We start from the raw sequence: 12,796 nt of genomic DNA, 5'->3' as shown, positions 1-12,796 counted from the left end.
TTAGGGTACCCTGATCAGGCATTTAGCGCAGAGCTCGGCGTCTGTGACGGCCCCTCCTGGACTCGTCACGAGTTAATCCATCGCCGCGGGTGCGGTGCTGCGCATAGCGTGCCCCCACGTGACTCGACGCGTTCCTCCCTGGTTGGCCGCCCCTGCCGTCGCCGGACTGGCGCTGCTGTTGGTCTATCCGACGATCTGCCTGGTCGCGCTCGCTGTGACGAAGTCCTCACTCGCCAAGCCGCTCAACCGCTTCACCGGACTCGCCAACTTCACCGGAGCGTTCGCCTCGCCCGCGTTCACCCCGTCGCTGTGGAAGTCGACGATCTTCGCGGTCCTCGTCGCCGTCGTGACCACTCTGCTGGGACTCGGCATCGCGCTGCTCCTTCGCCATCGCGGTGGCGGCTTCGGTGTCGTCGGCGCGCTGTTCCTCCTGCCGCTGGTGACCGCGCCGGTGCTCGTCGGCGTCGCGTGGAAGCTGCTGCTGGCACCGGTCGGCGGCGGGCTCGCCACCGTCTTCAAGGCCGTCGGGTTGGCGGGCTTCAACCCACTGGGGTCCGACGTGGGGGCGTTCGTCGTGCTGGTGGTCATCCACGTCTGGCAGTGGACGCCGTTTGCGACGTTGATCGCCTTCGCCGCGCTCGGCGTCGTCCGCCCCGAGCTTCTCGAATCCGCCCTCATCGACGGCGCCACCGCGTGGCGGTCCTTCACCACGGTCACCTGGCCGGCGATCGCCCCGAGCATCTGGGCCGTCGCCGTGCTCGAACTGGTCATCGGCTTCAAGGTGTTCGACCTCCTCGTCGTCATCACCGCCGGGGGACCGGGCTTCTCGACGAGCCTGTCGCCGTTCGTGATCTACCAGACCGGCCTGCGCGGCAGCTTCGACATGGGCACCGCCGCCGCCCAGACGCTGGTGTTCGGCCTCGTCGTCGGGGCCGTCGCCACCGTCGTCACGACGCTGCGGGCTCGCGCGCTCAAGGCCGACGCGTGAAGGCTCGGGCCGTCCTCGTCGGCGCGGTCGTCGTTGCGCTGCTGCCGATCGCGTATCTGCTGTCGCTGGCGCTGCGCCCGGCAGGCGAGGTGCTCAACTCCAGCCTGCTTCCCGACACGGTGTCCTTCGACAACTTCGTCAAGGTGTTCGACACCATCGAGCTGGGCACCATGCTGACCAACTCATGGGTCTCGGCGGTCGGCGCCGCGGTGCTGGCTGTCGTGATAGCCACGCCTGCTGCCTATTTCACGGCGCGGCACGTGCGGGGCGAAAGACTGCTGACGGTCTTGCTGGCCAGCTACTGCGCGCCGCCGATCGTCGCGATCATCCCGCTGTTCTTCCTGTTGCGCTACGCCGGGCTGACCAACGGGGTGGCCGGACTCATCCTCGTCAACGGCATCGCGGGTGTGCCGGTCGCCGCCTGGTTGCTCGACGGCTTCGTGCGGCGCATCCCCGTCGAGATCGACGAGGCCGCCGCGATCGACGGGCTCTCCGTGGTCGCGACGCTGCGCAAGGTCGTCATCCCGCTGCTGTGGCCCGGCATCGTCGCCGCGCTGCTGGTCACGTTCTTCCTGTCCTACAACGACTTCCTGTTCGCCGTGTACCTCGCGGTGACGAAGGAAAGCCAAACCCTGACTGTCGGACTGTCCCTTTTCCAAGGCGATCGCAACGTGCAGTTCGGCCAGCAGGCCGCCGCCGGACTGCTCGGCGTCGCCCCCGTCTACGTGCTCGCGCTGGCCGCCCAGCGCTACCTCGTCGGCGGACTTACCACCGGAGCCACCAAATGAGCAGTGCCACAGGTGCGGTCGAGATCGCCGGCCTCACCAAGACCTACGACGACCACGCGGTCGTCGACGACCTCACCCTCACCCTCCCCGACGGCTCGTTGACGGTGCTCGTCGGTCCGTCCGGCTGCGGCAAGTCCACCACCCTGCGCATCGTCGCCGGGCTCGAGACGGCCGACGGTGGCACCGTGTCGATCGGTGGTCGTGACGTCACCGCCGAGTCTCCGCGGACCCGCGACGTCGCGATGGTGTTCCAGAACTACGCGCTGTATCCGCACTTGTCGGTGGCCGCAAACATCGCCTTTCCGTTGCGCAACAACGGAGTTGCCAAGGACGAGGCGGCGCGGCGGGCGCGCGAGGCCGCCGACCGGGTGGGCATCACCGCGCTGCTCGACCGCAAGCCGCGTCAACTGTCCGGGGGCCAGCAGCAGCGGGTCGCCATCGCCAGGGCATTGGTCCGCACGCCGAAGGTGTTCCTGTTCGACGAACCGCTGAGCAACCTCGACGCCAAGCTGCGCGTCGAGCTGCGTTCCGAGATTCGACGGCTGCAACAGGATTCGGGCATCACCGCGCTGTACGTCACGCACGACCAGGAGGAGGCGATGACGATCGCCGACCAACTCGTCGTCCTCGACGCGGGGACCATCGCGCAAGTCGGAACGCCCGAGGAGCTCTACCGTCGGCCCGCCAACACGTTCGTCGCGGGGTTCATCGGCTCGCCGAGCATGAACCTGCTCGCCGGCACCGTGCGAGACGGGACGTTCGAGGGTGACGGGGTTCGGTTCGCCGCCCCCGGTGCCGACGCGGCTGCGGTCACGTTGGGGGTGCGGCCCGAGGACATGCTCGTCGCACCGTCGGACCACGGCAACGGCACCGTCGAGATCGTCGAATTGCTCGGGCCGCGTTACGTGTTCATCGTGACGGCGGGTGCGCACCGGTTGACCGCGGTGGTCGAGGCGGCCACCGTCGCGGGTTGGGGCCGGACCCCCGCGCCCGGTGACGCCGTGACGGTCGACGTCCGGCCGGATCGAGTGCACCTGTTCGACGGGACCTCCGGCCGCCGGCTCGCGTAGCCCTCGCCACCCCCCGCGAGCAGTCGCAAAAATGCCGCGACACGCCGCATTTAGCGCACTTTTGCGACTGCTCGCGGGAAAGGGGGAGGGGGTATCGCGGGGGAAGGCGTGGATCCACTGCAGAACCTGATAGCACAGGCGATATCAAGTTCTGAGGGGTGTCATGGCCCTCCGGACCGGCACCGGAGTGACCGATGTGACCGCGTCAGCGTTGCGTGCGGCCGATGCCCCACGCGTACGGCGGGGGAGTGCCGTTGACCTGGAAGGCGCCCAGCACCTTCGCCTTGAGGATGCGCGGGTTGTGCGACGCCACCGTGCGGGCGTTGCGCCAGTGCCGGTCCAGTCCGCGAGCCGTCGAGGTGCCCGACGCGCCAAGGGTGTCGAAGAGATCCGACGCCGCGTCGATCGCCAACTGCGAGGCCGTCACCTGTGCGGCCGAGGACTCCAATTCGGCGCGCTCACTTGCCTTGTCCAAGCCGTCGACGTCCGTGGGATCCACCAACGCGGCGGCGTCGATCGCCTCGGCGACCCTCAACGCCAACGCCTCCGTCGTGTAGGCCGCCGCCCAGATCTCGCCGACGCGGGCCAGCACCTGCGGGTCGTCGCGCACCCGGGAGCTGTTGGCGTGGCTGAAGTTTCGCTCTCGCTGCTGCACCTCACGGGTGACGTCGACCAACACCGCGCGGGTGATGCCCGCCAGCGACGCCAGGTGATTCAGTTGGTAGAGCGCGGTCTGGTACGGGTGCCGCTGGCCGAACGGCACCAGGTCGTCGACGCGGGCGTCGTGAAACTCCGTCGTGCCGGTCCCGGTGCCCCGCTGCCCGAACCCGTCCCAGTCGTCGTGCACCACGACCCCGGGTTGGCGGGTGTCGACGATCGCGATCGCCGGATCCTCGCCGACGCGGGCGTACACGTCGGCCCACTCCGCGAAGATCGTGCCGGTCGAGTAGAACTTGCGGCCGTTGACCACCGGCTGGCCGTCGACGTGCGTCACCTCGGTCTGCACCCGGTCGATCGACGTCGAGCCCGTCTCGGTCCAGGCATTGCCCGCGATCTCCCCGTCGACGAATCGCTCGAACCACCGCCGCACGTCCTCGCCGCGACGGTGCCGGAACAGCACGTCCTCCGCGAAGACGAAGTGCCCGCGCAGCGCTTGCGCCAGGTTGGCGTCGGCGGTGGCGACGTCGATCCACAGCGCCGTCACCTCACGCCAGTCCAGCCCCCAGCCGCCGAACTCGGTCGGGACGCGCAGAGCACCGAAACCGGCCCTCTTCAAGGCGTTCACCGCCTCGACCGGCAGCTCGCGGTCGAGGTCACGCTGACGTGCCCCGGCCGCGATCTCCTCGAGCACGGGGGCGAAATGAGCGCGAGCGTCCTGGACACGATCTTCGGCGATGATGGTCACAACGCTGGATTGAACTGCGAAAACGCGAATATTGCGCGGCTTTGACTCTGCCAGAGTGCAACCCGACGGCCTCGAAGGTTGGCGTCTTAGGGTGGCGCGGTGACACGTACGCCCTGGACCACGCTGCCCACCGACGACGAGACCGACCGATGGGATGCCGTCGCCGACGAGACGGGCCGACTGCTCGCCGACGACGCGCTCGCCCGCGACCGCGCCAACGCCGAGCCAGCGGCCGAGCTAAAACTCCTCAAGGACTCCGGCCTCGCCAACCTGCTCATCCCACGTCAATTCGGTGGGCACGGCGGGCACTGGTCGACCGGGTTGCGCGCGGTGCGCATCCTCGCCAGGCACGACGCGTCGATCGCGCAGATCCTGAGCTACCACTACTGCAACCAGGCGGCCATCGTCTTCTTCGCCGAGCCGTCGCGCTGGGAGCACTGGTACGGGGAGTCGGCGCGGGGCAGCTGGTTGTGGGGCGACGCGGTCAACCCCGTCGACCCCGATCTGGTGCTCACCCGCGACGGGGAGGGCTACCGGCTCAACGGCCGCAAGCGGTTCGCCACGGGCGCCTCGACCGGTGACGTCACCCTCGCCATGGCCGCCGACGGTGAGCCCGGCGCCCGGATCCTCGCCACGGTGGTAGGCCACGATCGTGACGGCGTCGAGTTCAGCGGCGACTGGGATGCGTTGGGGCAGAGACTGTCTGCCAGTGGCAGCGTCGACTTTCACGACGTGGCCGTCGCCCCCGAGGACATTCTCGGCGAGGTAGGCGAGGAACCATACTCGACGCTCGTCACGCCGGGTGTGCAGCTGGGTTTCGCCAACCTGTACCTGGGCATTGCCGAAGGCGCGTTGGCGCGGGCCCGAGAGTTGACGCTGCAGCGCCGTGGGGCCTGGCTGCTCGGCACCGCCGAGCACTATTCGCGAGACCCGTTCGTGCAGCGCGTGTTCGGTGAACTGCTGGCGCGCACCGCGGCCGTCGAGGCGCTGGCCGACCGCTGGAACACCCGCTTCGACCGGGTGATCGCCCGCGGCGCCGACGTCACCGCCGACGACCGCACCGAGGCCGAGATCGGCATCGCGAAGCTGAAGGTCGTCGCCACCGAGACCACACTGGACGTCGCGCACCGCATCTTCGAGGTCACCGGCTCGAGCTCAGCACGCAGCGACGTCGGCCTCGACATCTACTGGCGCAACATTCGCACGCACTCGCTGCACGACCCCGTCGACTACAAGAAGCTCGAGGTCGGCGCCAACTATCTCACCGGCGACGTACAGCCGATCACGTTGTACACCTGATTCCCGCTAGGGTTCGCGCACCGCGAGGTAGTGCTCGGAGACCGGCACTCCTTCGGTGTAGCGCTCGACGGCCTGCTCGATCATGAGGTCCTGACCGGTGAGCCGCGTGTAGTGCTGGTGCATGTGCTCACCCCAGGAGCGCACGATGAACGTCTCCTTGAACGTGGACTCGTGTTCGACGCTGCGGAACAGTCGCCACTGCGAGGCGCCGGTGCGTTGGCGCGATCGGCCGAGCACCTTCATCGCGGCCAGGAAGTTCTCTTCGTCGGCCGGGTCGACGCGGTAGGAGGTCAGCACCAGCACCGGACCGTCGAGCGGTTCCGGCTCGAAGATCAGCGTCGGCTCGGGCCAGTGCGACGACGGCGTCAGGTCGAGGCTGCTGGTCTTCGCGTGCAGTGGCCACCACAACGACGACAGCGAGCACACCACCAACAGGCCCGAGCTGACCAGCAGGCTGATCGAACTGGTCGAGGCGCCTGCAACCAGGCCCCACACCACCGAACCCAGCGCCTGCCCGCCCATGAAGATCAACTGGTACACCGACAGCCCGCGGGCCCGCACCCACGCGGGCAGGCTCAGCTGCATCGAGGCGTTGAGCGTCGACAGCGACAGCAGCCACGACGCGCCACCAATGATCAACGCGAGCAACACGATCCAGAACACAGTCACCAACGCCAGCGTCACGGTGGCGACCGCGAACCCGGCCGCGCCTGCGGTCAGCAGGAGGTTCTGGCCGAAGCGGGAGCGCAGGCGGCCCAACAGGAACGCGCCCATGACGGCACCGAGGCCGAGCGCGCCGAGCAGCAGACCGTAACCCGACGACGACAACCCAAGACGGTTCGCCGCGATCACCGGCAGCAGTCCCCACAGTGCGCTCGCCGGGGCGATGAACAACGCCGCGCGCAGCAAGATCCGCCGCACGATCGGCGAACTGCGGATGAACCGTCCGCCCGCGCTCAGGGCGGCCAGCGCGCGCTCGGGTGGGTAGTCGCGTTCGACCGCGGGCCGGCGCCACCACACCAGCACGACGACGATCCCGACGAAGGACACGGCGTTGAGTGCGAAGACCGACGTCGGGCCCGCCACCGACACCAGCACGCCTGCGATGGCGGGGCCGATCGCCCGGGCCCCGTTCAAGCTCATGCTGCCCAACGCGGCCGCCGCCGGAATCTGCTGGGCGGGAACCAGATCGGGCTGAATCGCCTGCCACGCCGGGGCCGTCAGCGCCTGCCCGCACCCGATGACGAACAGCAGCATCAGCAGCACCGCTGGCGTCGTCAGCCCGAAGCCGGTCAACGTGGCGAGCAGCCCGACCCCCGCGGCCATCGCCCCCTGCGTCGCGATGAGCAGCCGGCGGCGGTCGACCAGGTCAGCCAGGACACCCGACGGCAACGCGAGCAGCAGCACCGGCAGCGTGGTCGCGGTCTGCACCAACGGAACCAGGATGGCCGCGCGTGGGTCGCCAACCAACATCCACTGCGCCCCGACGGTCTGCATCCAGGTGCCGAGATTGGAGACCAGTTGCGCGATCCACAGTGCACGGTAGACCGGTGAGCGCAGCGGCGCCCACGTCGAGATGGGCGCCGTCACTTAGCCCTTGACCAGAGTGAACTGCCCCAACTCGCTGATGCCACGCTTGAAGAAGTCGCTGCAGCCCACCAGGTACTTCATGTACCGCTGGTAGACCTCCTCGGAGGTGGCCACGACCGCTTCGTCGTGATGCTCCTCGAGCGCGGTGGCCCACAAGTCCAGCGTGCGGACGTAGTGCTCGTCGAGCAGCTGCTTCTCCGCGACGGTGAACCCGGCGGCCTCCGACAGGTTGACGATGTCGTCGTCGCACGGAACCGAACCGCCGGGGAAGATCTCCTTGGCGATGAAGCGCATGAACCGCAGGTCGGTCATCACGATCGGGATGCCCATCTCGGGCCAGCGCTTCAGCGGGTGTCCGAGGATCGCCTGGATCAGCATCCGGCCGTCAGCGGGCAGGATGCTGCTGCAGAACTGGAAGAACGGCGCGTACCGCTCCTGAGGGAACGCCTCGATGGCTTCGAGGCTGACGATGCGGTCGACGGGCTCGTCGAACTGCTCCCAGCCCATCAGCAACACCCGACGCGACCGCTGAGTGTCGATGCCGTCCAACAGTTCCTGCGCGAACTTCGACTGGTTCTTGCTCAGCGTCAGCCCGACCACGTTGACGTCGTACTTCTCGATAGCGCGCTGCATGACCGAGCCCCAGCCGCACCCGACGTCGAGCAAGGTCATGCCGGGCTTCAGGTCGAGCTTGCCGAGGGCAAGGTCGATCTTGGCCATCTGCGCCTCTTCGAGCGTCATGTCGGCACGCTCGAAGTACGCGCAGCTGTAGGTCCGCGACGGATCCTGGAACAACCCGAAGAAGTCGTCGGACAGGTCGTAGTGCGCCTGTACCTCTTCGAAGTGTGGCTCCATTGCCGTCGACTTCTTCGTCGATTCGGCCTTCGTCTCAACCATGTGCGACATTCCTTCACCCGATGGAGCGGACCAGGTCGCTACGGTCCTCGTTCAACAAAACTTCAGTGTGCAAAAACTACTACACCGCCGTCAATTACGCCTTCACGCAAGTGAATTGGACGACGTCGGTGTAGCCCTCGCGGAACAGGTCGGCGCAGCCGGTGAGGTACTTGAGGAAGCGTTCGTAGATGACCTCGTTGGTGATCTCGATGGCCTCGTCCTTGTTGGCTTCGAGATTGGCCGCCCAGGTGTCCAGCGTCTTCACGTAGTGCGGCTGAAGGTGCTGTTCTTGGGTGACCTTGTAACCGGCCTTGATGGCGTGGTTGGTCACCATCGACGCCAGCGGCAGACGACCGCCGGGGTAGATCTCGTCCATGATGAACTTGATGAAGCGCACCCGCGACATGGTGAGCGGCAGCTTCTTGGCCTTGATCTCCTCATCCTCGGGGATGGTGATCGTGTGCAGCATCTGCACGCCGTCGTCGGGCAGCCAGTCGTAGGTCTTCTTGAAGTAGTCGTCGTACTTGTTGAAGCCGAAGTGCTCGAAGGCGCCGATCGAGACGATGCGGTCGACCTTGCCGCTGAAGTCCTCCCACGGCTGCAGGCGGACGTCCATCGTCCGGTTGCCCTTGTAGTTGGCGAGCCAGCGCTCTTCGATGTGGCGCTTCTGGTTCTCCGACAGCGTCAGGCCGATGACGTTGACGTCGTACTTCTCGACGGCGCGGTTGATCGTGGCGCCCCAGCCGCAGCCGATGTCGAGCAACGTCATGCCGGGTTCGAGGCCGAGCTTGCCGAGCGACAGGTCGATCTTCGCCAACTGCGCCTGCTCGAGCGTGTAGTCGTCCTTCTCGAAGTACGCGCAGCTGTAGACCTGGTTCGGGTCCTGCCACAGCTTGAAGAACTCATTGCTGATGTCGTAGTGGAACTGGACTTCCTTCTTGTCCGACCCACGCGTCTGTGACGCCGACTTGGACAGCCACTGGGACTGCGCAGGTGACGGGGTTTGCGTCTCGCTCGAAGAATTCATGAACCAACCTGTCGGCTATCGATCGTGGCTTCGGGGCCGTGCCGCCCAGCGTCTTCTTCACCATGCCGGCCCATCGACTCTATCCCCGCGCCACCGCCAGTTCGACGCCGACGCGGCGAGGCGGGCGACCTTTTAGTCGGCCAGATCCACGGCGTGGTTTGCGGAACCGCGGCTGACGAGTTGCTGAAAATGCGTTCGCCGGACCCGAGGTGACACTCGGCGAGCGCGCGGCCCAGACTGAACCCATGACAGAACGTGAGGACACCCGCGTCGCGGTCTACCTCGATTTCGACAACATCGTGATCTCGCGATACGACCAAGTGAACGGTCGCAACTCGTTTCAGCGCGACAAGACCAAGGGGCTGGAGGTCGACCGGCTGGCCCGCGCGACGGTCGACGTCGGCGCCATCATCGACTTCGCCTCGTCGTTCGGGACCCTGGTGCTGACCCGCGCCTACGCCGACTGGTCGGCCGACGTCAACGCCGGTTACCGCGGTCAGTTGGTGAGCCGGGCGGTGGACCTGGTTCAGCTGTTCCCCGCCGCGGCGTATGGCAAGAACGGCGCCGACATCCGGCTCGCGGTCGACGCCGTTGAGGACATGTTCCGCCTGCCCGACCTGACGCACGTGGTGATCGTCGCCGGCGACTCCGACTACATCGCGTTGGCTCAGCGGTGCAAGCGGCTCGGCCGCTACGTCGTCGGCATCGGGGTCGCGGGCTCGTCGAGCCGGTCCCTCGCGGCGGCGTGCGACGACTTCGTCATCTACGACGCGCTGCCCGGCGTCCCGGTCTTCGAGCCGACCCCCGCTCCGGTCAAGGCCGAGGCCGACGGCGAAGGCACGGTCGAGGGCGAGCCGGAACCCGAGCCCAAGAAGCGTGCGCCGCGCCGCCGCGCCACCCGGCCGCAGGCCGTGGAGGAGGAGCCCGAGGCGCCGGACCCGCAGGCCGACGCGACGGGGTTGCTGCGACGCGCATTGCTGATCGGCTTGGAGAAGGACGACGTCGAGTGGCTCCACAACTCCGCGGTCAAGGCGCAGATGAAGCGGATGGACCCGTCGTTCAGCGAGAAGTCGCTGGGTTTTCGGTCGTTCAGTGACTTCCTGCGCTCACGATCCGACGTCGTGGTGCTCGACGAGAGCTCCACGACGCGGATGGTGAAACTGCGTAACGAGTCCTAACCCTGCCCGCCGAGTGTGGAGTTGATGCACGCGCCGAGGTGTCTCGGCGTGGAACGACTCCACACTCGGCGGAGGTAGCTAGCCGATGGTGCGGATGATGTCGGGCTTCATCACGTCGAGCTGCTGACTCCAGTACGCCCAGGCGTGGCTGCCGTTGGGTGGGAAGTTGAACGTCGCGTTCCGCCCGCCCGCGTCGGTGTAGGCATTCTGGAAGGCCTGGTTGCTGCCCTGGGTCAACCCTTCCAGCGTGGTCGCCGGCAGGTCGCCGCCGCCCAGCTCGTTGGGCCTTCCGTTGCCGGTGTAGACGTAGATCCGCGTGCCGTTGGAGGCGAGCCTGCCTGCCTGCAGCGTCGGGTCGTTGCGCTGCCAGTCCGGTCCTCCGCCGGGGCCCCACATGGCGCCCGCGTCGAACCCGCCCGCGTCGCGCATGGAGAAACCGACCAGCGTCGGCCAGATGCCCTGCGACAGGTTCAGGAAGCCCGACTCGGAACCGGCGAAGCTGAAGTTCCCGGGGTGGTAGGCGGCCAGGATCAGCGCGGCGCTGCCCGACATGGACAGTCCGACGACGGCGTTGCCGGACGGCGAGATGCCCTTGTTCTGCGACAGGTAGGCGGGAAGCTCCGAGGTCAGGAACGTCTCCCACTGATAGTTCTGGGTCTGGCCGTTGCCGACGGCCGGCTGCTCCCAGTTGGTGTAGAAGCTCGACATGCCGCCGACGGGCATCACCACCGAGACGCCCGAGCCGTTGAACTTCTCGAACGCGTTGGTCTCGATGTCCCAGCCGCTGTTGTCGTCGCGGGCCCGTAATCCGTCGAGCAGGTACACCGCGTGCGAGCCACCCGGCTGGAACCTGACGAGCACGTTGCGGCCCATGGCGGCCGACGGCACCTGCAAGTCCTCGACCGGCAGCCCCGGGGGTGAGTACGCCCCCGCGGTCGCCGATCCGCCGGTGATGCCGATCAGTCCGGGAAGCACGGCCGTGACGAGGGCGGCCACCGCCAGTCGTCGACGCCAATTCCGCAAGCTCTCAACCATCGTCACGTATCACTCCGTTCTCGGGACCCCCGGCGAACGCAGCTCTTTGGCCTCGCGGAGGTGTCGGCCGTCACCTTGTTCCTCGGCGTGTCTTACCCGTTCGTTACTCGTTGACACGTAACCGGATCGTGCCGTCACACATGTTGCGAATAGTGGCTTCCGACCACCTACCATTGGGGCTCGTCTTCTCGTCAGTTCGTGAAATCAATGGAGTTTTGTTGACGTCTATTCGTCGTGCCCGTGGAACGTGGTTGGCCGCCTCCTTCGCGGTGCTGGCCGTCCTCGGTGGTGTCGTGGTGAGCGGGTCGGAACGGTGTGTGCACGGCTGCCAGGTGCTGGCCGCGCCGAAGAACCTCGTCGAGGCGGCGCAGCCCGCCGCAGTGCCCAGCTCGGCGCCCGCCGAGCTGTCGGTCGTCCCGGCGCCCGCCGCCGGAAAGGTCAATCCCGCGAGCCCGGTGATGGTCACCGCCACGACGGGCACCATTACCGACGTCACCATGACCAATGACGGCGGGAAGGTCATCCCGGGTGTGTTGACGCCGGACCACACGACCTGGAAGCCGACGATTCAGCTCGGCTACGGTCGCGCCTACACGCTGACGGTGCTCGCCAAGGGCCCCAACGGCATGCCGTCGCGGCAAGAGTCCAGCTTCACCACGGTGTCGCCGAGCAATCAGACCCAGGTCTACTTCGAGACCACCGACGGCGGACTCCTGCAGGACGGCGCCACCTACGGCGTCGGCGAAGTGGTCGTCGCGCACTTCGACGAGGCGATCGACAACAAGGCCAACGCCGAGCGGCACCTCTCGGTCACCACCAACCCGCCGGTCGCGGGCTCGTGGAACTGGATCGACGACCAAACCGCGCACTGGCGGCCGGAGAAGTACTACGCGCCAGGCACCACCGTGACGGTGGCGGGCAACGTCTACGGCACGCCGCTGGGCGACGGGCTGTACGGCGAGGAGGACGAGCACGTCTCGTTCAAGATCGGCGATTCGCACGTCTCGATCGCCGACGACACCACGCACATGGTCAGCGTGTTCGACAACGGGAAACTGGTGCGCACCATGCCGACGTCGATGGGCATGGGCGGCATCCAGACCATCGCGGGCACCACGTTCTCGTTCTTCACCCCGCCCGGGGTGTACACGGTGCTCAACAAGGCCAACCCGGTGATCATGGATTCATCGACGTTCGGCCTGCCGACCAACTCGCGGCTGGGCTACAAGGAGTCGATCTCCTACGCCACCAAGATCAGCACCGACGGCATCTACCTGCATCAGCTGAACTCGACGGTGTGGGCACAGGGCAACACCGACACCTCGCACGGGTGCCTGAACCTCAACGGCGACAACGCCGCCTGGTTCTTCGACTTCTCGGTGCCCGGTGACGTCGTCGAGGTTCGCAACACCGGCGGCAAGCCCCTGCAGGTCTCGCAGAACGGCGACTGGACCGTGCCGTGGGATCAGTGGCTCAAGGGCAGCAAGCTGACGTAGTCGGCTCCCCACCGGGTCGGCGG

General features: G+C 67.2%; 11 protein-coding genes. 6 read left to right on the top strand and 5 right to left on the bottom strand.

Annotated features, from left to right (window positions below; all coding sequences use genetic code 11):
• The first annotated feature begins 118 nt into the window (after nt 1-118).
• The 3 genes from ASD37_RS08445 to ASD37_RS08435 are packed head-to-tail and all read left to right on the top strand — an operon-like array spanning nt 119 to nt 2,846.
• Nucleotides 119-988, top strand: a complete 870-nt coding sequence (locus ASD37_RS08445; protein ID WP_056550534.1) for a carbohydrate ABC transporter permease — start codon at nt 119-121, stop codon at nt 986-988.
• Nucleotides 985-1,776, top strand: a complete 792-nt coding sequence (locus ASD37_RS08440) for a carbohydrate ABC transporter permease (RefSeq protein WP_056550533.1) — start codon at nt 985-987, stop codon at nt 1,774-1,776. The genes ASD37_RS08445 and ASD37_RS08440 overlap by 4 nt, the downstream gene beginning before the upstream one ends.
• Nucleotides 1,773-2,846, top strand: coding sequence for an ABC transporter ATP-binding protein (locus tag ASD37_RS08435; protein ID WP_056550532.1), 1,074 nt, complete (start codon nt 1,773-1,775; stop codon nt 2,844-2,846). Before ASD37_RS08440 ends, ASD37_RS08435 begins: the two co-directional genes overlap by 4 nt.
• 205 nt (nt 2,847-3,051) lie before the next feature.
• Here ASD37_RS08435 and ASD37_RS08430 read toward each other — a convergent pair whose 3' ends face one another.
• Nucleotides 3,052-4,251: an acyl-CoA dehydrogenase family protein gene (locus ASD37_RS08430; RefSeq protein ID WP_056550531.1), complete on the bottom strand. Its 1,200-nt coding sequence runs from the start codon at nt 4,249-4,251 to the stop codon at nt 3,052-3,054.
• A 99-nt stretch (nt 4,252-4,350) separates the two neighbouring features.
• Here ASD37_RS08430 and ASD37_RS08425 point away from each other — a divergent pair, with 99 nt between their 5' ends.
• On the top strand, nt 4,351-5,550 hold the full coding sequence (locus tag ASD37_RS08425) for an acyl-CoA dehydrogenase family protein (protein WP_056550530.1): 1,200 nt from the start codon (nt 4,351-4,353) through the stop codon (nt 5,548-5,550).
• Between the two features lie 6 nt (nt 5,551-5,556).
• On the opposite strand, the gene ASD37_RS08420 is transcribed toward ASD37_RS08425, so the two are convergent.
• The 3 genes from ASD37_RS08420 to ASD37_RS08410 form a co-directional block, all read right to left on the bottom strand.
• A complete protein-coding gene (locus ASD37_RS08420) occupies nt 5,557-7,140 on the bottom strand; it encodes an MFS transporter (RefSeq protein WP_056550529.1) in 1,584 nt (527 codons plus the stop codon).
• A complete protein-coding gene (locus ASD37_RS08415; protein ID WP_056550999.1) occupies nt 7,141-8,037 on the bottom strand; it encodes a cyclopropane mycolic acid synthase family methyltransferase in 897 nt (298 codons plus the stop codon). It lies immediately after the preceding gene.
• A 94-nt stretch (nt 8,038-8,131) separates the two neighbouring features.
• Nucleotides 8,132-9,064, bottom strand: coding sequence for a cyclopropane mycolic acid synthase family methyltransferase (locus tag ASD37_RS08410; protein ID WP_056550528.1), 933 nt, complete (start codon nt 9,062-9,064; stop codon nt 8,132-8,134).
• Nucleotides 9,065-9,309: 245 nt separating this feature from the next.
• Here ASD37_RS08410 and ASD37_RS08405 point away from each other — a divergent pair, with 245 nt between their 5' ends.
• Complete coding sequence (locus ASD37_RS08405; RefSeq protein ID WP_056550998.1) at nt 9,310-10,242, top strand: NYN domain-containing protein; 933 nt, start codon at nt 9,310-9,312, stop codon at nt 10,240-10,242.
• Between the two features lie 78 nt (nt 10,243-10,320).
• Here the strand turns inward: ASD37_RS08405 and ASD37_RS08400 are convergent, their stop codons facing one another.
• A complete protein-coding gene (locus ASD37_RS08400; RefSeq protein WP_056550527.1) occupies nt 10,321-11,277 on the bottom strand; it encodes an esterase family protein in 957 nt (318 codons plus the stop codon).
• A gap of 215 nt (nt 11,278-11,492) precedes the next feature.
• Between ASD37_RS08400 and ASD37_RS08395 the strand changes: the two genes are divergently transcribed.
• Nucleotides 11,493-12,773 carry an Ig-like domain-containing protein gene (locus ASD37_RS08395; protein ID WP_370072550.1) on the top strand — a complete coding sequence of 427 codons (1,281 nt, stop codon included), beginning with the start codon at nt 11,493-11,495 and terminating at the stop codon, nt 12,771-12,773.
• Nucleotides 12,774-12,796 lie beyond the last annotated feature (23 nt).

The organism is Mycobacterium sp. Root135 (assembly GCF_001426545.1).
Classification (GTDB): domain Bacteria; phylum Actinomycetota; class Actinomycetes; order Mycobacteriales; family Mycobacteriaceae; genus Mycobacterium.
This window is presented reverse-complemented; position numbering and strand designations above follow the sequence as displayed.